The organism is Yersinia ruckeri ATCC 29473 (genome assembly GCF_000754815.1).
Classification (GTDB): domain Bacteria; phylum Pseudomonadota; class Gammaproteobacteria; order Enterobacterales; family Enterobacteriaceae; genus Yersinia; species Yersinia ruckeri.
The window spans coordinates 2,484,996-2,502,719 of the sequence record NZ_KN150747.1; the positions used below are offsets into that span (position 1 = coordinate 2,484,996).

Genomic DNA, 17,724 nt, shown 5'->3' on the forward strand with positions numbered 1-17,724 from the left:
GCCGACCATTTAATCAAATAACTCAGACAGGAAACTCTTTCTCTTTTTCGGATACCGGTGTTTATCATAATCGCCGTGGTCTTTATCGCTATAGCCACGAGAGTCATGGCGTCGATCGGATGAAGAGGGAACCGGAGCGCTCTCAGTAGACTTTTCAATTATCTTATCCAGTTCACCACGGTCTAGCCAGACACCACGGCAACTTGGACAATAGTCAATTTCAATGCCTTTTCTTTCCGACATGACGAGCTGGGTATCTTTGCAAATAGGACAGTGCATGGTATTTCTCCGTTTGCTGATCGGTAAATCAGTAAAGCGTGAATAGCATTAAACCAGACCTTTATTGAACAACGAATCCCAGTAAATAAAAGTAAAGTTAATTAAAATGATGTAATTAATCGCCGCTATTCGGATAAATAATCCTGACTCGTTCTGCAGGCAGATTGTCGGGCGGTGAGTGAGCATATTAAATGTGCCACAATAGGATAAACAGCACATTTAATTGGGTGTTTAAAAGGACGGCGGGCTAAACGTGGTTATTGTTTAGAAGACTTTCTTAAATGGTTTTACCACCACCGACTGATAAACACCGGCTGCAACATAAGGGTCTTCCTGCGCCCAAGCTTGTGCATCGGCCAGCGTTTCAAATTCAGCAATAACGGTAGAACCACTAAAACCGGCCTGACCAGGATCCTGACTATCAATGGCCGGGTTTGGCCCCGCGGTTAAAAGACGGCCTTGATCACGAAGTGCCTGTAGTCGGGCCAGATGAGCCGGACGAGCCGCCAGTCGTTGTGGTAAAGAATCTGCCACATCGGTTGCAAAAATCAAATAAAGCATGGTTCCACCTTAAGAATTAGACCGATAAAATCACTCTGGTTTTTAATAATATTCATCTAAGTATGTTGAGTGCGACCTTGTTGAATAAATCGAACTTTTGACCGTAATCAAAATAAGATTACCACATTCCTGAAGATATTCGGTGTCACGTGGCACATTCAACATCAGCAACGGGCAGCAGCCAACCCAAAAGCATTTCACAACCGGTTTTCATTGTCCTTCTGAAACGATGCGTCGGCGATTCAAACTAAAGATGACGAGACAGAAACCTCGGTGCGGGTTTCCCCCCCAAGGTTACCGATCATTAATCGGGCAGCGGTGGGGGGAAAGGGCGGGTGACGGTTCTTGACTCCTTCCACTATTATGGCTAGATTTCATAGGAGTTTGTCATTTTGAGTAAATAATACCGCGCTCGAGGGTTGGTTGCCTCAAATAGTGATGGGTGATGAAAATCAATACAAATAGCCATAATCGGTCATAGGATGATTTTTTCTGTAATCGGTAAAAATAGCCTGTTTTAGTCCAATCTTAGCTTTAGGGAACGATATGAAATATATGCAAATGGCCATCATCGCCATGATGGCGACAGCCTTCGAACCTCAAGCTGCCTATTTAAGTGTACCGACATTGGCCACCGCCGATATCATCATTTCAGACCCACAAAGTATCAGTCATACTTTGGTTCCAGAACGAGGATTGGTTGCTGGCCCGCTAAATGAAGGCGCTCCGGTTGCTCTGGGCTACGTGCAGACTCTACCTAAAGAAACGTCGATAGCATTAGCTTGGGCTTTGGGAAAGCAAGATACGACGAATATTAATATTATCCCTTCGCAGGAAAACCCCAACAATACACTCACGGTGTCTTTTTTTAACCCAGATGGTGGGCAAGCGGCTTTTGTCAATCATTCGGTAAATGCTTACGTGCTATCGACTTCTGAGGCAAAAACTAATTGGAGGTACGTTGTGCGTGCCACTCATCTGCAAACAGTTGCAGCAGGAACATACAAACTGGCTGTTAATGCCTATTTTTATGCATTGTAAATACTGTCATGTTGAGAATGCCGTTCTGATCTTTTGATGCATTCTCCTTCCCTTATTAAGTTAAATTTAAAGAAGAAGTGTTTGATTTTATAACGGATTAGTGATCCTGTTTATCGTCAGTAACACAGAGAAAGCTTGCAATGCCATTAGACTCGACAATATAGTTGTATTTATTTATACGGTATATTGATATCAATAGGCTACTGCCAACCGTGGACATAAAAGCGGGTAAATTTACATTTAAGTTGGCTCGGTCTACCTCATCAGCGATACTCAACTCAACACCTGTGAAGGTTAAAACCAGATTGTTATCAATATCCGAGATATTGAAGAGTAATTTTCTTGCCAAATGAGCGGATACGCCATTTTCGGTCACTTTACCATTTAAGATCATAAAGCCTTTATCTTTATCAAAAGTCATCTCAACATTTGATTTTATGATGTAATTTTTATTATGGGTATAATGTATGCCATTGCAGTGAAGGGTTCTAACCGTTTTCACCCCAATTAAATAAAAATGAACAAAACAGGCTATGGCAATAAGCAAAACAGTAAAAGAAATTGTGATATATTTAAGATTGAGTTTCATCAAGTTCACCGTGATTAATGAAAATTTCCGTTTTACAGTCGTTTTGCTCGGTGTAATTCATATCATATCTGCATGATATTATTGATACTGTAGCATGTCGTTCACTATAACTAATATAAACATAAGGATAGCTTTCGCATTCCGCAGGGAGCGTTTTAACTAATCGGTTAATTTTCTGGTTATTTACTATGCTTTTCCCTTCGGTGCTGTTAAAAATACTGCACCCATTAATTTTTGATATAAATACAAAGTCTTTTGGATAGTTATTCACTCTCCAGGGGATGTTTTTATAGTCATAAAATAAAACCCCTAAGAAAACAATAATGAGAGATGTTAATAACATGGAGTAATAAGCGATGGTTTTTTTCCCGTAGTGAGTCGGTTCACTTTTCTCTGGCGTTATCTCGCTATCTTTAACGTCTTGAATATCTTCAACACAATGTTCCACGACACTAGCAACGGTAAAAATAAATCCTTTCCCCCTGAGCGTTTTCAGTGATTCGCTGGGTATGCCGGAGTCTTGAAGGGCTTTTCTTAATAGAGAAATATTTTGATATAGAGTGTTTGGTGTGACATTCACACTATTTTCACCCCAGGCGGCGGTGTATAATTCGTTTTGTGAAACTGCCACCCCCATTCTGGTGATGAAGACCTCAAATAACTGTGAGGTTGGCATATTGATTTTAATGGTGTTTCCCGTTAAAGACGAGGCAATATCCCCACTTTCGGGGTAAAATAAAACGCTATTATTTATATTATAACACTTAGTCATTCCACTCAGCTTCCAATGATACTTGCTAAAGCTCAATTATAGATAATTTTGCGTAATACGCTACAGTAATGAAGTAGTTATCGCTTGATGCTGACTTAATGGTTAACTTGATGATTAAAATTTGGATTCATTTTTTGTCCTCATACCGCACCGCGCACTAAAAAGAATCAAACCCGCATTACGCCAGTAGACCGCAGATTTTATCCCTCGATGCCTACGATATAACAATCCGTAAAATTGTCGTGCCTTGAAAGAAAATACGATGCGGTTATCTCACCGAGTCTGCTATCTAAAGTCATCGATACGCTTAAAAAACCAGTTATCGAATAGACAATGCACTGGGCTAATCTGAACCGGTACCGCCCGATATCTGCAACGCGATCTACACGACCAATATCAATACCATCACATTGCTGAACAGCTTGATCCATCAGGCGATAAGTCGTTTTATTATTGAGTTTGGCGACCACCTTTAATTCATCGGGCGGCAGTTACGCAAAGTTATCTTTGCGAACCTTAATCATGCTGAATAAAGAAGAGATAAGATAGCTACAGGGTGCATGAACAGCCGCTGCTGCGTAATCGCACAAGCCGCTGGGGTATGCTTCGGTGCATCAAACCGGGGTATTTGGGGGGGCAAAAAGCTATTTTGTGATCAATATCCAAAGAATTCACTCTTTTCTGATCTTTTTTGTGACTGATACGACAGTCACTCGGCACGCCTGGGCGGTTTAGAAAAGATATCAGGGTGCGTTGGGTAACTGATTGTTCTTGATGCCATAAACCGCTGCGATCGAGTCACTGCTGGATGTTGATAAAATTCAACTTATTGGTTTTTATGAATATTATTAAATCTTAATAATACGACTTCACTCATCATTTTGGGCTGCTTGAGGCAGTATCAATCTCGAAACCACAGTGCAGAACCAAAGATAGATATGTGTGCACCGTGGGGCGTTAAAGCGATTAGCGAAAGAAAACAAGGTTCCTGATGAGTTTCTCATTTGTTGAATGTTTTTTGCTGATTTAAGTGGTAATTGATTACTTATTATAGGGTACCAAAATGAAAAAATATGCACTTTCTCTTTTAACTTTGACTATGGCACTTTCTTCTGGCGCGGTTTTTGCTGCTGGTGTAGGTGATATCAAAACGGCAGATGTGGCTATCACTTTTGCTTCACCAAGTACCATTAGCCATGGTATTACAGCTCAAGGGGTGATGGAAGCGGGGCAAGTGCCGATGAATACTTTATTGGCCAACGGGGTTGTTACCACGGGAGATGATGTTGACAAGATTAAGGTTACTTTTGTCAATGGAGAAAGCAGATCGGGTGGTGGAAACCACGTGTTAAGGACTATCACTGGTGTCGGAGGTGAAAAAATAGTGGTGTCTTTGTATGCAGGTGAAGGTGTAACTAGTACTCAGGTTTATGGTAATGAGAGTTTGATTTTCGGATATAATGCGCCAAGCAAATCTTTTTCATATTCTCTCCAGATGGGTTCTAACCAAGCAACGCATACCGTAAAACCGGACACCTATACAATCCAGGTTTCAGCCCAACGTTGGGAAGCGTAAATATTATAGTCAAACCTAACTCCCACTCCGCGGAGCATTGGCGGAAAGCGTAATACTGAAAACGCGGTAACGGTTGTTACCGCGTTAAAATACAATCCATTCTTTCTACTAACCTGCCAGGGAAATAAATCCTTGCTACTCCCGTTTTGGACTAAAATGAATTTTTCAGGTTTTATTTAATAATCAGGTATTTTTATGTCAATAAAGCGAAATATAAACAATAAAAGGAAATTACCATTACCGGCACTAGGCATCGTGTTGAGCCTGCTGAGTGCAACGGTCGGCTCCGTTTATGCTGCCGAGCAACCGATGGAAACCTCTAGCCAACCCTTTGTGCTTAAGTTGGGTGCCAGCCGGCTGATCTATAACCCCGCTTCCAATGGTGCCACTATCGCGGTTAGCAATCAGCAGGATTACCCTATTCTGGTGCGTTCACAGGTGTTTGCAGAAAATAAGACCTCACCCGCGCCCTTTGTGGTGACACCCCCCTTGTTCCGTTTGGACGGGCAGCAACAAAGCCGGCTACGCGTGGTTAACACGGGTGGGCAAATGCCCAGCGATCGTGAAAACCTAAATTGGCTGTGTGTGACCGGTATTCCGCCCCAGAGTGATGATGCCTGGGCGGCAGATAAAGAAGGTAAATCTACAGCGCCTAAATCGGTGTCGCTGAATGTGCAGGTTAGTGTGCAGAATTGCATCAAACTGCTGGTGCGCCCTTCGAGTATCGGGCCGTTGGCGGATCGCGCCTCATCACTGGTTTGGACGCGTCAGGGGAATGCGCTCAATGTCAATAATCCGACCCCGTTCTATATGAACCTGAGCCGGGTGACGGTGGGTGGGGCGAATGTTGAACAACTGCAACATATTGCGCCTTTCTCTTCACATAGCTTTACGTTGCCCAAAGGGGCGGCCGGACAAGTGCAGTGGCAAGTGATTACCGATGCCGGTGGTCAGAGCCGTATGTATCAGGCATCGCTGTAGTGGCTCATTTCTCTATTTGTTGGCGGCAAGAAACAGTCAGGTTATAAACCCCCACGTGATGAGAGATAGATGCCATATGAAGTATTTATTGCAAGGACTGGCTATGAGTTTGGTGTGCGCTTCGGTAAATGCGCGCACTTATACCTTTGATGCGTCCAGTTTGGGCATTGATAATGCAGATGTGGCTCTATTTAACCAAGGGGGGCAACTGCCGGGGGTCTATCCTGTTGATATTCTGCTCAATGGTGAGCGGGTAGGCTCTCAGGATGTGGTATTTCGGCAGGAGAGTCATGCGCAAGGGGAACTGTCTCTGCAACCTTGCCTGAGCGTCGAGATGTTGTCGCGTTATGGTGTCAAAGTAGAAAACTATCCGCTGTTGTCTGCCGGCAAGCAGGAATCGGATTCCACGGGTTCAACCGGGGACTGTGCGAATCTATCCGCCATTCCACAAGCGACGGTGTATTTTCAGTTCTATGAGCAGCAGTTGCTGTTAAGCATTCCGCAAGCCTCATTACGACCAAAGTTAAGCGGAATTGCGCCCAGAGAATTATGGGATGATGGCATCCCAGCGTTTTTGATGAACTACCGGGCCAACACTAACCGGACAGAATATAACGGGGGAGTCAGTTCCAGCAGCGATTCGCAATTTATCCAATTAGAGCCGGGGGCTAATCTGGGGGCATGGCGTTTGCGCAACCTCAGCACTTGGCAGAAATCGGGCGAGCAGTCTGGAGAATGGCAAACGGCTTATACCTATGCGGAATATGGGCTTTATAACCTAAAGAGCCGTTTGACGCTGGGGGAGCGTTATACCCCATCCGACATCTTTGACAGTGTGCCTTTCCGGGGCGCGATGTTAGGGTCGGATGAGGCAATGGTGCCGTTTAATCAACGCGAATTTGCCCCCGTGGTACGTGGTATTGCGCGCACTCAGGCAAGGGTAGAAGTCAAACAGAACGGCTTCACTATTTATAATGCCACCGTGGCGCCGGGACCGTTTGTGTTAAACGATTTGTCGCCGGGGATGTCTGGCGGAAATTTAGAAGTGACCGTATGGGAAACCGATGGCAGCCCGCAAGTATTTATTGTGCCCTTTAACACACCAGCGATTGCGCTGCGCGAAGGCTATCTCAAATACAATGTAATGGCCGGGCAGTACCGTGCCGCCAATTCATCAGTGGATGAAGCTACCGTTGGGCAGGCCACGGTGATGTATGGTTTACCTTGGAACCTGACGGCTTATGGCGGTGCGCAAGGTGCAGACCATTACCAGTCGGCAGCACTGGGGCTTGGCGTTTCTCTGGGTGACTGGGGGGGCGTATCGGTCGATACCACCAAGGCTCGCGGGCAACGCAAAGGGCAGGAAAGCGAGACCGGGGGAGCTTGGCGGATGCGCTACAGCAAAGCTGTCGAAGCGACCAACACCACGCTGACGCTGTCTAATACTCAGTATTCTTCTTCTGGCTACCAGACACTGTCTAATGTGTTGGACAGTTATAGCCATAATAGCAATGGATATTCTGCCGATCAGGATCAGCGTAAAGCAAGCAGCACACTGACCTTGAGTCAGTCTCTGGGCGAGTGGGGTTATTTCAACCTGAATGGAACCAGGGACAGTTTCCGGGATCGGTCTGGCGCTAATGATTCATTTGGCGCTAGCTATGGTGTTGGCGTCGGCGGCGGAAATCTGTCACTCAACTGGACACAAAACCGGCGTGCAGGAACTTTCGGTGATCAGCAAAACGATCAGATAACCAGCGTGATGTTTAGTATGCCGCTGAACCGCTGGCTGGGCGGCTCCACGAATGCGAGCTACCAGTTTGTATCGCCGTCGAATGGAACTGACACACAACAAGTTGGGCTGAATGGTCAGGGGTTTGATCGCCGATTGTCTTGGGATGTGCGTCAACGTTATCGCTCAGGTGCGGATAGCGGTGATCGTAACAACAGTGCTTTACAGTTGAGATGGTACGGTGGTTACGGCCAGTTAGGGGGTAACTACAGTTATACGCCAAACATCCGGCAAATGGGCGCCGATGTGGCGGGCGGCGTCGTCATGCATCGTAACGGCGTGACCTTTGGTCAGCCGCTGAGTGATACTGTTGCATTGATTGAGGCTCCGGGTGCTTCAGGCGTTCAGGTCGGCGGGTGGCCGGGGGTAAAAACAGATTTTCGTGGCTATACGACACAGGCTTATCTCAACCCGTATCAGGAAAACAACGTGAGTCTGGATCCGAGCAATTTACCCGCGAATGCGGAAATCACTCAGACAGATATGACCGTGATCCCAACCCAAGGGGCGGTGATACCGGCGACGTTTGCCACCCGTATTGGTGCGCGCGCCTTGATGACACTGAGCCGAGAGGATGGCACTAGCATACCATTTGGGGCATTAGCCATGCTGGAAGGGCAAGCAACGGTTGCCGGTGTGGTGGATGATAAAGGTATGGTTTACCTGAGTGGTTTACCCGCCAAAGGCGAACTGTCCGTCAAATGGGGGCAGAGTGAACAGCAGCAGTGCCGTGTGAATTTCCAGTTACCCAAAGAGCGTGGCGTTGCGGATATGTATGTTATGAACTATGTGTGCCGCTAAACGGCATAAAACAGCACGCTGGCGAAGCCGGTTGCTGCATTTGAGAGGTCAATGATGTTAAAGGCGTTTACTTATTGGATTTTTGGGCTCTGGCTAGCCGTGTGTGGTGCTGGGTTATCATTGGCGCAAGCCGCGGATACACCACAGCTTAACTTGCAGATGAACAACGGCCTACTTTCAGGTCATGTCAATGGCGAGCGCCGTATCGGCCAGGGGCGGATACAGTATTACGGTAATCACCTGGGTTTTCAGGTCTGGAGTGATGCTAACAAGTCAGGGGCGCAGCCTAACAGTTATGTGCTACTTGGGAAAAATAACAGCAGTAATAAGTTACGCGTACGGATAGAGAAAAAAGATTGGCAGCCAGACCATGAAGGTGGAAAGGGGATTATCCTGCATTATGGCGGCGAAACTGCCACCTTTGATGTCGTGATTGACGGGGATCAGACGGTGGTAGCCGATCATTACTCATTGGCATTAAATGCTGCGGTGTTATTACCCTGAAGGAATGACAGGGTTTCATTTTACAATATTTGCAATCGAGCTGATAGGGGAATGTCAGTGGCATAATAGAAAACAACCTAAATGTTTTTACGTTCAATTGGTTTTTTTAAGGGCTTTTTTAATTCATGCAATATGATTGTTAAAACAACCTCATTATTAATTTCAAGAGTGAGGGTGATTAAGGTTGCCGCTATTTTAATTTTTCCATTAATTTTTATCGCCAAGTTTTTAATTAATGAAACAAATAATAAAGTAGCAAGATGCACCGCGAACGTGACCATAACCAGAGCGGGTTCTGGTCTTTCGGCTAAGGTGAAAATAGATCTTTCAATGAGTAATGAAAATGGTATTTTTTATATTGATGGGTATGTTTATAACAATGATACTTATCATGGTGAGATTAGCCGTAGGGTTTTTTTTGATGTCAACATGGTCAATGGGGAGATATTATTGACATCAAGAAGTAACTGGAAGGCAGAAGTTGATAATGTTGATATGAGTTCTTTATCCGGAACGTTATTCTCGGATTTTTATATTAAACCTAATAACTCAATTGTGCTTTCTTTGACGAAGAATAAAAAAGGATATTACTATCTTTCAACAAAAACCATGCCAATAATATACTGTGCTAAAAAATGAGATAGCGATTTCTATCATATATAAAATCATATATTCATTTGAGTTACATATTTATATATACACCTAAATACCGGCATCTCATCGTCGACCACGGTAGGGGATTAATCTGGCTTGAGCATTCTGATCCGTCATCAAGCATACGAATTCTCACCGCCGGACTGAGTCATACCGTTCACCAGCCCCATTCCACGACGTCAGATGTAAAAAATTGTCCATAAAACACCCGCTAAAATTGATGTCAGACTCTTTTATTTTTAATGCCTGGCCAATCAAGTATGAATTGTAATACTTATAAGGATAGCGATGAAAAGCAAAAAAATAATTCATATCCATCATGCCTGTGTATACACTCGAGAAGGTATTAATTTTATATTGAAGGAGTTATCTGGTGATTTAAATGTAAAATTAATTTCCAATGCAGGATACGTACAGGCTAATACGATTCATGATTCAAAAAAAGAAGATGTTGATTTTTTTATTTTAGGACTTGAATGGGGTAATAATTATGGCGAAACTTTTGATTTCTTTATTCAATGGTTACCGCTGTATTATCCTCAAGCAAAAATCATTGTTATGACGCAATGCGATTCAATAGGAATGCTGAAAAATTACTTATTAGGTCTTGGGAATGTCTCTGCAGTATTAGATAGTAAAATTGAAATACAAGAATTACGACAATCTCTACAGGCAATTTTAACAGGCTCGCTGGATAGTAAAGCCAAGAGAAAACAGACTATGCTGCTGACGAATCAAGAAGTCAAAGTATTGAAACATTTGTTGCAAGGGATGCCCGTATTTAAAGTGGCAAGAAAGCTACAGATACACTGTAAAACGGTGAGTAGTCATAAACGTGCAGCGCTAAATAAGCTAGAGGTCACCTCGTTATATGCCTTAATGAAATATGGCAATAATACACATATGGTGAGTGGATTGCTGAGAAGAGAAGGTTCCACTACCACGGAATCAGGCTAATCCTGAGAACTTATGCTTATTTTGAAATCGAACCTGACTGCCGACACGGTCAATGGAACGGGAGTAGGTTAATCAGCGCATAAAAATGATCCACTCTCCGTGCGGAAATCCCCCATTATTAACGTGGCGATAAGTAGAAGCAGCTTATGCATTGAGTATGCTGCATGGTTGTGCCGCTATTTAGTGGATAAATTTAATCGGGGCGAGGAGATTAGGTTTTTCTATCCTGAATATCAGACAAAAGCCCGTTATCAGTGATGCGATAAAATGATAATTAAATGTCAATGAAAAGTTTAATTAGTTCGAGATTGCAGGTAAAAACATCATTTAGTCGCGATTAAGGTAATTCTTTGCCACTGCTTATTGAATATGATTGCTATTTGCATTTAAACTTGGCGGCATCAGAGGATGTTGAATCACTATGCAGCTAAAAAATCTTTTATCGGTTCGTCGGCTTACATGGCCAGTCGCTTTTTCTCTTGGTTTACATGGTAGCGTGATTGCCGCGTTGCTTTATATCTCCGCTGAGAAACTACAGAAACAACCTGAAATCGAAGAGGCACCGATCGCGGTGACGATGGTCAATATCGCCCCGTTTTCCGCCCCGCAGCCCGCAGCCGCTGAACCAGAGAGTCAGCCTGAACCGGTCATCGAGGAAACGCCACCCGAGCCAGAAATTCTGCCTGAGCCTGTGCCCTTGGCGAAACCTGAACCGGTTAAAAAACCGAAACCCAAGCCGGTGAAGAAAGAAGTGAAAAAACCGGAGGTGAAGAAGGTCGAACCGCCGCCGATCGAGTCGACGTTCAAAGCGGATGAGCCGACTCCGGTGACCAAAGAAGCGCCAGTAAAATCGGCACCGGCAGCATCAGTTCCCGGCTCTTCCAATCATGACGGACCGAAAGCGTTGAGTAAGGCTAAACCGACTTATCCGGCGCGCGCATTGGCGTTGGGCGTTGAAGGGCAGGTTAAGGTGCAATACGATATTGATGAGAATGGCCGTGTGACCAATGTGCGGATCTTGGCGGCCACACCGCGTAACACCTTCGAACGCGAGGTCAAGCAGGTGATGCGCAAATGGCGCTTTGAAGCCGTTGCAGCGCAAAATTATATCACTACTATCGTGTTCAAAATTGATGGCAATATGGAAATGAACTGATTGATTGATATTCGGCTAAGATGAGTTCAGTACATGGTTTCGGTTATTAAAAAAGGGTCGCATGTGAATTTCACTGCGACCCTTTTACATTTGTCACCGTGGGTTAAAAATGGTTACTGACCGGAACCCACTTCAAAATTGATTCTACCAGCCGGCAAAGGGCGAGATTTCCCTTCATCATTAACCGCAACATAGGTAAATACGGCTTCAGTTGCCCGATAACGCTGCCCAATGGGTTCTGAGGAGACTTTCTTCACCCAGACTTCAACGTTAACCACGATGGAACTGCGTCCGGTTTTGATGCAGCGTGCGTAACAGCACACCACATCACCTACGGCAACAGGTTTGAGAAAGGTCATTCCGTCTACGCGAACCGTGACGACCCGGCCATGTGCGATTTCTTTGGCCTGAATAGCGCCGCCGATATCCATCTGCGACATCAACCACCCACCAAAAATATCACCGTTGGCATTGGTATCTGCTGGCATTGCCAAGGTACGAAGTACCAATTCCCCATTGGGTAAAAGTTGCTGTGTCATTCTCTATCTGCTTATAAAAGTCAATTCACGCCATAATGAGTCGCCCTGAAGGTGGGCGAGTATCAAATCAATCCTGGGATTTTTTTTGTTCTACAGGCATGTGGCGGTAAATATAAACGCCGCTGATCAGGGTAAAAATCAGTGTTAATGCGGTTAGACCGAACACTTTGAAGTTAACCCAAAAATCTTGTGGCAACCAAAAGGCGACATAGATATTTGCCAGGCCACAGACGAGGAAAAATGCCGCCCAAGCCAGATTCAGCCGTGACCAGACACTGTCTGGCAGCGTCAGTTCTTTGCCCAACATCCGTTGAATCAGCGGTTTCTTTAACACCAACTGGCTGATGAGCAACGCGCCTGCGAACAACACATAAATGACCGTGACTTTCCATTTGATAAATTGATCACTATGGAAAGCCAACGTCAGTGAACCGAAGATGACCACCATCGCGGCGGTAATCAGAGCCATTTTTTCTACTTTGCGATACATCACCCAACTGATGGCCAACGCCAGCAATGTGGCAGCAATCAAGGCTCCAGAGGCGACAAAAATGTCATACATTTTGTAAAACACAAAAAAGACGACCAGTGGGAGGAAATCTAATAGTTGCTTCATTAATCAATCCATTTTCTGTACATCACGTGACTATACCGGATTCGGCGCTGCGACGGTACCTTAGGCAATCCGCTATTATCCCTAATTATCAGTTGGAATGCGCCAGTTGCCCGCGTTATTTGCAGAAACTTACGTTTAACCGATGCCCAGCCCGATCTGCCGGTTGCCAGTTGTTGCATAACTCAGCATGATGGATATAGATAATTGATTTAGAGGCAGAGAAGAAGAGATGCTGAGAAAATCGGTCCGTTACTGGATGCCAGGGTTAACGCATTTGATGACTTACGAACGTGCTTGGCTGAAACCCGATTTGCGCGCCGGTTTGTCGGTCGCGGCGGTGGCATTGCCGATCGCCATTGCCTATGCCGAGTTGACTGGCGTTAGCGCTGCGGTAGGGTTGTATTCCTGTATCTTACCGATGATTGCCTATGCCTTTTTTGGCTCATCCCGCCAATTAATTGTCGGGCCGGATGCGGCAACCTGTGCGGTGATTGCGGCAGTGGTTGCTCCGTTGGCGATGGGTAATAAAGAGGTTCACTGGCAACTGACCATCATGATGACCTTGATGATGGGCAGTTGGTGCCTGGTTGCCAGCCGTTTTAAACTGGGCGCTTTGGCTGATTTACTTTCCCGCCCGATACTGACCGGCCTGCTTAACGGGGTCGCGATCACCATTATTGTGGATCAATTGGGCAAAGTGTTTGGTTTTATGACTCGGTCACCCCAGTTGATTGAGCGGGTGATGGCGCTGCCGCATAACTTACTGCACAGCCATTTGCCGACGGTGGCGATAGCGGCGCTGACATTTATCATCCTAGTGGGTGTCAAATGGTTGCGACCTAACTGGCCCGCGCCGTTATTCGCCATTGTTATTGCCACCTTGGTTACTTGGGCTGCTAACTTGCAGCAATTTGGTGTTGATGCCGTTGGCGGCTTTGATGGCGGTTTACCGATCGTCCACTGGCCAGAATTCAAGCCCGGTCTGTTGCGCGATATGGTGATCCCAGCACTCAACCTGGCGGTGGTCAGTTTCGTCAGTATGATGTTGACCGCGCGTAGCTTTGCCTCGAAAAACGGTTACGAAGTGGATGCTGATGCCGAACTACGAGCATTGGGCGTGACCAACATCGTATCTGCATTATCTCAGGGCTTTGCCATCAGCGGTGCCAGCACTCGGACGGCGGTGAATGACGCCAACCACGGCAAAAGCCAGTTAGTGTCTATCATCGCCGCCTTGGCTATCGCCGTGGTGCTGTTTTTCTTAACGGCACCTTTGCAGTTTATTCCGGTCGCCGCACTGGGCGTAATATTGATCTACGCCGCTTGGTCGCTATTGAGCTTTAAAAGCATCTGGCAACTGCGGAAAAGAAATATACAGGCATTTAGCCTAGCGATATTTACTTTTATCAGTGTGGTATTGGTTGGGGTGATCAGTGGTATCGGACTCGCAGTACTGCTGGGTTTATTGCAATTCCTACGGACGGTTTTCCGACCAACAGAGCAACTTCTGGGGGTTAACTCCGAAGGCATGATCCACTCGATGGGCAACAATAACGGCATCAAAGCCGTACCGGGGGTGATGATTTATCGCTTCAACTCACCATTAACCTATTTCAACGTGGCTTATTTCAAGCGTCGAATCCTTAATCTGGTGGATTCCACGCCGCACCCAGCGGATTGGGTGGTGATCGATGCTGTGGCTAGTTTTACCTATGCCGACATCAGTGTTCTGGCGGCGGTTGATGAACTGAAACGCGATCTTAAACAGCGCAATATCAAGCTGGTATTAGCCGGACGTCGTACCGAGTTGACCCGTTGGTTCCGTCTGAATCGTTTGAAAAGTCAGGATCATGATCTGATTCTGGTACCGGATTTGTATCTGGCATTGAAACTGATTCAAAGTAAGCAGCGGGTAGAGGAACGAACCGAATCGGAACAGTTGGAAAGTTCATCTTAAGCTCATCACTGCTGGGGAAGACCGGTAGAAGAGCCAAGCATGGTACGGAAGCCGCCGACCAGGACGAATCCACGACCTCTTGACCATCTACCGGTTTTCATCGCTACCAACACTTGTTCAGTGCCTTGCGACTTTTTTATCCCTGTTGCTGATCCCGTAACAGCATATACAGACGGAACAGGTACACCAGCAGCAACGCGGAAACCAGATTGCTCAGCGTGCTAAGTACAACTGTAGCTATCGCGGGTGGCAACACGGTAAGGTGGCTCACCAAATACAGCAAAATCAGTTTGGCAGCCAGCCACAACATCAGCGCAGGGATAACCACGCGCACGTTGGCAAAGGCTTGTTTGGCGCTGGCTTTGATCGCGGCAAAAACACCGACTTTCTCATTGGCTACCATCACGGGTGCCAAGCAAACCGCCACGGCAATCACCACACCGGGGACAATAAACAGCGCTAAACCCAATTGAATCAGCAAGGTGCAGATAAACATCAACAGCAACAGACGAGGCAGAATCGGCAAAGACAAACCGATCGCTTGCAACGCACTGACGCGACGACCCTGCGACACTGCGGAAATCAGTGTCAGCATCCCGCCCACCAACAGAACATTACCCACCAGCGCTGAAAACGTAGCAACCGCAGAAACCTTCAGCAACACCATTTGCTGCTCCGGTGTCATCTGCGACACTATTTCGCGGATACCCATACTGCTTGACGAGGAAATGTCCGTATCCGTGGCATTTAAAATCATCAACTGGGCTGTATCAGGGATAAAGGCCTGATTCAGCATGACGGTGATAAATGCAGTCAACAGCGCCAATAACAGGATTGCAGCGAGCTGATTACGGAAGAAATTAAAACTGTCACGGTACAGAGTGTTCGCCGTGATAGGCATGAAAGCTCCTTGAGATAATCGATAAAATAACGTTCAGACAAAGATTATACCCTGTTATGTCCGCTGTGTGACCCCGTCATCAACAGGCTGCTTATTTCCTCAGCAGCTAATCGCTCAAATTCTTCAACGGGTAACGGTGGCAAACCGTAATGGGCTCTGGCTCGATCGCAGGATTCATGACGTATCGCGTTGTCACCGGAATGGGTAAATTCACGACATGGCGTTGGCCGATGTGGATAAATAGCGCAAGAGACAGACTGACCAATCTCTCCACGCAAGGCATCACAACGCGGGGATTTGCTGTTGGTGCCACTCATGCAGCTCATAAAAGGGGTGATTTTTTCAGTCAATTGATCGGGAACCGATCCTTGGCCACCGGCCGCCTCCGACCAATAGAAAGAAACACGAAAATAGGCGCAGCAAGCGCCACAGCTAATGCAAGGGTTGATAACAGCGCTCATCTTGAACTCATTCGCTCCTGTATAAAGAGGACAGCCAACCGATCACGATTTCACACAACAAACAACGCCTGACAGCATCACCTACCTCACTGCTCATAAGCAATGCTTATTTACCGAACAGTGAAAACTACCGCTCACCGCCTTTCTTGATGCAGATCAATTTCAATGTTTTTAAGGAATTAAATAACATTACGAAAAGTAGTATTTTTAAAAGTAGCGATAAAAGATGTGATCCAGATTGGATCATGTATACGCATTTATAGGTATATTCTGTCTCACGATAAACCATACAAATGGAATGGATAATGAAAAAGGTATCTTTGTTATTATTGGTTGCGGCTATGCTCGCACCTTCTCTGGCTTCTGCGCATCAGGAAGGGGATTATATTTTCCGTGCGGGTACCGCCACAGTAAGACCGAATGCCAGTTCAGATAATGTGTTGGGTCATGGCTCATTCGGCGCAGACAACAATACGCAACTGGGTCTGACTTTCAGTTATCTGGTTACGGACAACATCGGGTTAGAATTGCTGGCTGCGACACCGTTTCGCCACAAAATCGGGCTAGGCAGAATGGGAGACATCGCTGAAGTGAAACAATTGCCGCCAACATTGATGGCGCAATATTACTTTGGTGATAAACAAGACAAACTACGCCCATATTTAGGTCTAGGTTTGAACTACACCACGTTCTTTGACGAAAAATTCAATAATACCGGCGGTCGTGCTCAGTTGACCGACCTCAGCGTGAAAGACTCCTGGGGTGTGGCTGGTCAGGCCGGTGTGGATTATATGGTCAGTGAAAACTGGATGGTGAACATGTCGGTCTGGTGGATAAACATTGAAACTGATGTGAAATTCAAAGCGGCTGGCGAAGAGAAAAGCATCAAAACGCGTCTGGATCCTTGGGTATTCATGTTTGGTGCGGGTTACCGCTTCTAAGCCAACGCAGCGGTTATCTGGTTAAAAAAGGGGAGGCGCATTCGACGCCTCCTTTATTTATTGTTGACGGTTATTTAATTTTTTGCTGAATCAGTTATCTGATTCTCATATCATTGGCTACCGACTTAACGCCCGGGACATGACGGGTGACCTGCACCGCTCGGTTGGCATCTTGGCTTGAACTGACAAAACCACTCAACTGTACGCGGCCTTTAAAAGTTTCAACGCTGATCTCAGTCGATTTAAGGTTCTTCTCACCCAGCAGTGCCGTTTTAACTTTGGTGGTAATCACTGTGTCATCCACATATCCGCCGGTTCCTTCGGTTTTGGTCGTTGGTGCACAGGCTGACACCGCTAATGCCATCACCGCAGCAATGCATAGGGCTGAAAGGGTCTTAAATAGCTTCATAAATTACTCTCCATGTGTCGTTAATGTGAAAAAATGACTCACGAACAAGCGTAAATTGTTGAAATGAGTTTTGGTTGAAATCAGAGCATTCAGCACGTCCAGTATCCACGCCGCGGAATCCTCTCTTCGGTGGGTAATGATACTTGGCGCGAGATGATAAGTATTGGTTATAAATAAGGATTGAGCAAATTAAACGGAAATCTTCAGTGCGTCATGACACGAATCAGGAAAAAACCG

Annotated in this window: 19 protein-coding genes; 10 read left to right on the forward strand and 9 right to left on the reverse strand. The window is 45.9% G+C overall.

Translation table 11 applies throughout. The features are described 5' to 3' along the window. Positions 1 to 9 precede the first annotated feature (9 nt). Both DJ39_RS10995 and DJ39_RS11000 read right to left on the reverse strand, forming a co-directional pair. A complete protein-coding gene (locus DJ39_RS10995; protein ID WP_038242533.1) occupies positions 10 to 279 on the reverse strand; it encodes a TFIIB-type zinc ribbon-containing protein in 270 nt (89 codons plus the stop codon). 264 nt (positions 280 to 543) lie between these two features. Continuing rightward, positions 544 to 840 carry a YciI family protein gene (locus DJ39_RS11000; RefSeq protein ID WP_004719938.1) on the reverse strand — a complete coding sequence of 99 codons (297 nt, stop codon included), beginning with the start codon at positions 838 to 840 and terminating at the stop codon, positions 544 to 546. A 546-nt stretch (positions 841 to 1,386) separates the two neighbouring features. Between DJ39_RS11000 and DJ39_RS11005 the strand changes: the two genes are divergently transcribed. Further along, positions 1,387 to 1,881: a hypothetical protein gene (locus tag DJ39_RS11005; RefSeq protein ID WP_004719939.1), complete on the forward strand. Its 495-nt coding sequence runs from the start codon at positions 1,387 to 1,389 to the stop codon at positions 1,879 to 1,881. A 97-nt stretch (positions 1,882 to 1,978) separates the two neighbouring features. Here the strand turns inward: DJ39_RS11005 and DJ39_RS11010 are convergent, their stop codons facing one another. Together DJ39_RS11010 and DJ39_RS11015 are read right to left on the reverse strand one after the other, a co-directional pair. Beyond that, positions 1,979 to 2,470, reverse strand: coding sequence for a hypothetical protein (locus DJ39_RS11010; protein WP_099511704.1), 492 nt, complete (start codon positions 2,468 to 2,470; stop codon positions 1,979 to 1,981). Continuing rightward, positions 2,454 to 3,242 carry a winged helix-turn-helix domain-containing protein gene (locus DJ39_RS11015; RefSeq protein ID WP_004719942.1) on the reverse strand — a complete coding sequence of 263 codons (789 nt, stop codon included), beginning with the start codon at positions 3,240 to 3,242 and terminating at the stop codon, positions 2,454 to 2,456. Before DJ39_RS11015 ends, DJ39_RS11010 begins: the two co-directional genes overlap by 17 nt. 1,063 nt (positions 3,243 to 4,305) lie before the next feature. On the opposite strand from DJ39_RS11015, the gene DJ39_RS11020 reads away from it, so the two are divergent. The 7 genes from DJ39_RS11020 to DJ39_RS11050 all read left to right on the forward strand — a co-directional run bounded on the left by DJ39_RS11020 (position 4,306) and on the right by DJ39_RS11050 (position 11,663). Beyond that, positions 4,306 to 4,818 (forward strand): hypothetical protein, encoded by a 513-nt coding sequence (locus DJ39_RS11020; protein WP_004719946.1) that lies wholly within the window; start codon positions 4,306 to 4,308, stop codon positions 4,816 to 4,818. Between the two features lie 195 nt (positions 4,819 to 5,013). Further along, entirely contained in the window at positions 5,014 to 5,799 is a 786-nt protein-coding gene (locus tag DJ39_RS11025) for a fimbria/pilus periplasmic chaperone (RefSeq protein WP_071666906.1), read from the forward strand. 76 nt (positions 5,800 to 5,875) lie between these two features. Beyond that, a complete protein-coding gene (locus DJ39_RS11030) occupies positions 5,876 to 8,392 on the forward strand; it encodes a fimbrial biogenesis outer membrane usher protein (RefSeq protein ID WP_004719950.1) in 2,517 nt (838 codons plus the stop codon). Between the two features lie 51 nt (positions 8,393 to 8,443). Continuing rightward, positions 8,444 to 8,896 (forward strand): AfaD family invasin, encoded by a 453-nt coding sequence (gene afaD, locus DJ39_RS11035; RefSeq protein ID WP_004719952.1) that lies wholly within the window; start codon positions 8,444 to 8,446, stop codon positions 8,894 to 8,896. A gap of 81 nt (positions 8,897 to 8,977) precedes the next feature. Beyond that, positions 8,978 to 9,535 (forward strand): hypothetical protein, encoded by a 558-nt coding sequence (locus DJ39_RS11040; protein ID WP_004719953.1) that lies wholly within the window; start codon positions 8,978 to 8,980, stop codon positions 9,533 to 9,535. Between the two features lie 303 nt (positions 9,536 to 9,838). Then, positions 9,839 to 10,507 carry a LuxR C-terminal-related transcriptional regulator gene (locus tag DJ39_RS11045; RefSeq protein WP_004719954.1) on the forward strand — a complete coding sequence of 223 codons (669 nt, stop codon included), beginning with the start codon at positions 9,839 to 9,841 and terminating at the stop codon, positions 10,505 to 10,507. A gap of 421 nt (positions 10,508 to 10,928) precedes the next feature. Then, positions 10,929 to 11,663: an energy transducer TonB gene (locus DJ39_RS11050; RefSeq protein WP_004719956.1), complete on the forward strand. Its 735-nt coding sequence runs from the start codon at positions 10,929 to 10,931 to the stop codon at positions 11,661 to 11,663. Between the two features lie 113 nt (positions 11,664 to 11,776). Here DJ39_RS11050 and yciA read toward each other — a convergent pair whose 3' ends face one another. Beyond that, entirely contained in the window at positions 11,777 to 12,202 is a 426-nt protein-coding gene (yciA, locus tag DJ39_RS11055) for an acyl-CoA thioester hydrolase YciA (protein WP_004719958.1), read from the reverse strand. Between the two features lie 67 nt (positions 12,203 to 12,269). After that, the gene (locus DJ39_RS11060) at positions 12,270 to 12,818 is read right to left on the reverse strand and encodes a septation protein A (protein ID WP_004719960.1); all 549 of its coding nucleotides are present in this window, start codon (positions 12,816 to 12,818) and stop codon (positions 12,270 to 12,272) included. A 229-nt stretch (positions 12,819 to 13,047) separates the two neighbouring features. Between DJ39_RS11060 and DJ39_RS11065 the strand changes: the two genes are divergently transcribed. Continuing rightward, a complete protein-coding gene (locus DJ39_RS11065; protein WP_038251356.1) occupies positions 13,048 to 14,775 on the forward strand; it encodes a SulP family inorganic anion transporter in 1,728 nt (575 codons plus the stop codon). 136 nt (positions 14,776 to 14,911) lie between these two features. On the opposite strand, the gene DJ39_RS11070 is transcribed toward DJ39_RS11065, so the two are convergent. Both DJ39_RS11070 and DJ39_RS11075 read right to left on the reverse strand, forming a co-directional pair. Continuing rightward, the gene (locus DJ39_RS11070; protein WP_004719964.1) at positions 14,912 to 15,676 is read right to left on the reverse strand and encodes a YciC family protein; all 765 of its coding nucleotides are present in this window, start codon (positions 15,674 to 15,676) and stop codon (positions 14,912 to 14,914) included. Between the two features lie 44 nt (positions 15,677 to 15,720). Next, positions 15,721 to 16,137 (reverse strand): YkgJ family cysteine cluster protein, encoded by a 417-nt coding sequence (locus DJ39_RS11075; RefSeq protein ID WP_004719966.1) that lies wholly within the window; start codon positions 16,135 to 16,137, stop codon positions 15,721 to 15,723. A 305-nt stretch (positions 16,138 to 16,442) separates the two neighbouring features. Between DJ39_RS11075 and ompW the strand changes: the two genes are divergently transcribed. Next, positions 16,443 to 17,078, forward strand: a complete 636-nt coding sequence (gene ompW, locus DJ39_RS11080; RefSeq protein ID WP_087931060.1) for an outer membrane protein OmpW — start codon at positions 16,443 to 16,445, stop codon at positions 17,076 to 17,078. Between the two features lie 94 nt (positions 17,079 to 17,172). On the opposite strand, the gene DJ39_RS11085 is transcribed toward ompW, so the two are convergent. Beyond that, entirely contained in the window at positions 17,173 to 17,487 is a 315-nt protein-coding gene (locus DJ39_RS11085; RefSeq protein ID WP_004719968.1) for a BON domain-containing protein, read from the reverse strand. Between the last annotated feature and the right edge of the window lie 237 nt (positions 17,488 to 17,724).

Bases quoted from the DNA above. Each gene is read 5' to 3' on its own strand.
- DJ39_RS10995 (WP_038242533.1), bottom strand. From the start codon at position 279: ATGCACTGTCCTATTTGCAAAGATACCCAGCTCGTCATGTCGGAAAGA.
- DJ39_RS11000 (WP_004719938.1), bottom strand. From the start codon at position 840: ATGCTTTATTTGATTTTTGCAACCGATGTGGCAGATTCTTTACCACAA.
- DJ39_RS11005 (WP_004719939.1), top strand. From the start codon at position 1,387: ATGAAATATATGCAAATGGCCATCATCGCCATGATGGCGACAGCCTTC.
- DJ39_RS11010 (WP_099511704.1), bottom strand. From the start codon at position 2,470: ATGAAACTCAATCTTAAATATATCACAATTTCTTTTACTGTTTTGCTT.
- DJ39_RS11015 (WP_004719942.1), bottom strand. From the start codon at position 3,242: ATGACTAAGTGTTATAATATAAATAATAGCGTTTTATTTTACCCCGAA.
- DJ39_RS11020 (WP_004719946.1), top strand. From the start codon at position 4,306: ATGAAAAAATATGCACTTTCTCTTTTAACTTTGACTATGGCACTTTCT.
- DJ39_RS11025 (WP_071666906.1), top strand. From the start codon at position 5,014: ATGTCAATAAAGCGAAATATAAACAATAAAAGGAAATTACCATTACCG.
- DJ39_RS11030 (WP_004719950.1), top strand. From the start codon at position 5,876: ATGAAGTATTTATTGCAAGGACTGGCTATGAGTTTGGTGTGCGCTTCG.
- afaD (WP_004719952.1), top strand. From the start codon at position 8,444: ATGATGTTAAAGGCGTTTACTTATTGGATTTTTGGGCTCTGGCTAGCC.
- DJ39_RS11040 (WP_004719953.1), top strand. From the start codon at position 8,978: ATGTTTTTACGTTCAATTGGTTTTTTTAAGGGCTTTTTTAATTCATGC.
- DJ39_RS11045 (WP_004719954.1), top strand. From the start codon at position 9,839: ATGAAAAGCAAAAAAATAATTCATATCCATCATGCCTGTGTATACACT.
- DJ39_RS11050 (WP_004719956.1), top strand. From the start codon at position 10,929: ATGCAGCTAAAAAATCTTTTATCGGTTCGTCGGCTTACATGGCCAGTC.
- yciA (WP_004719958.1), bottom strand. From the start codon at position 12,202: ATGACACAGCAACTTTTACCCAATGGGGAATTGGTACTTCGTACCTTG.
- DJ39_RS11060 (WP_004719960.1), bottom strand. From the start codon at position 12,818: ATGAAGCAACTATTAGATTTCCTCCCACTGGTCGTCTTTTTTGTGTTT.
- DJ39_RS11065 (WP_038251356.1), top strand. From the start codon at position 13,048: ATGCTGAGAAAATCGGTCCGTTACTGGATGCCAGGGTTAACGCATTTG.
- DJ39_RS11070 (WP_004719964.1), bottom strand. From the start codon at position 15,676: ATGCCTATCACGGCGAACACTCTGTACCGTGACAGTTTTAATTTCTTC.
- DJ39_RS11075 (WP_004719966.1), bottom strand. From the start codon at position 16,137: ATGAGCGCTGTTATCAACCCTTGCATTAGCTGTGGCGCTTGCTGCGCC.
- ompW (WP_087931060.1), top strand. From the start codon at position 16,443: ATGAAAAAGGTATCTTTGTTATTATTGGTTGCGGCTATGCTCGCACCT.
- DJ39_RS11085 (WP_004719968.1), bottom strand. From the start codon at position 17,487: ATGAAGCTATTTAAGACCCTTTCAGCCCTATGCATTGCTGCGGTGATG.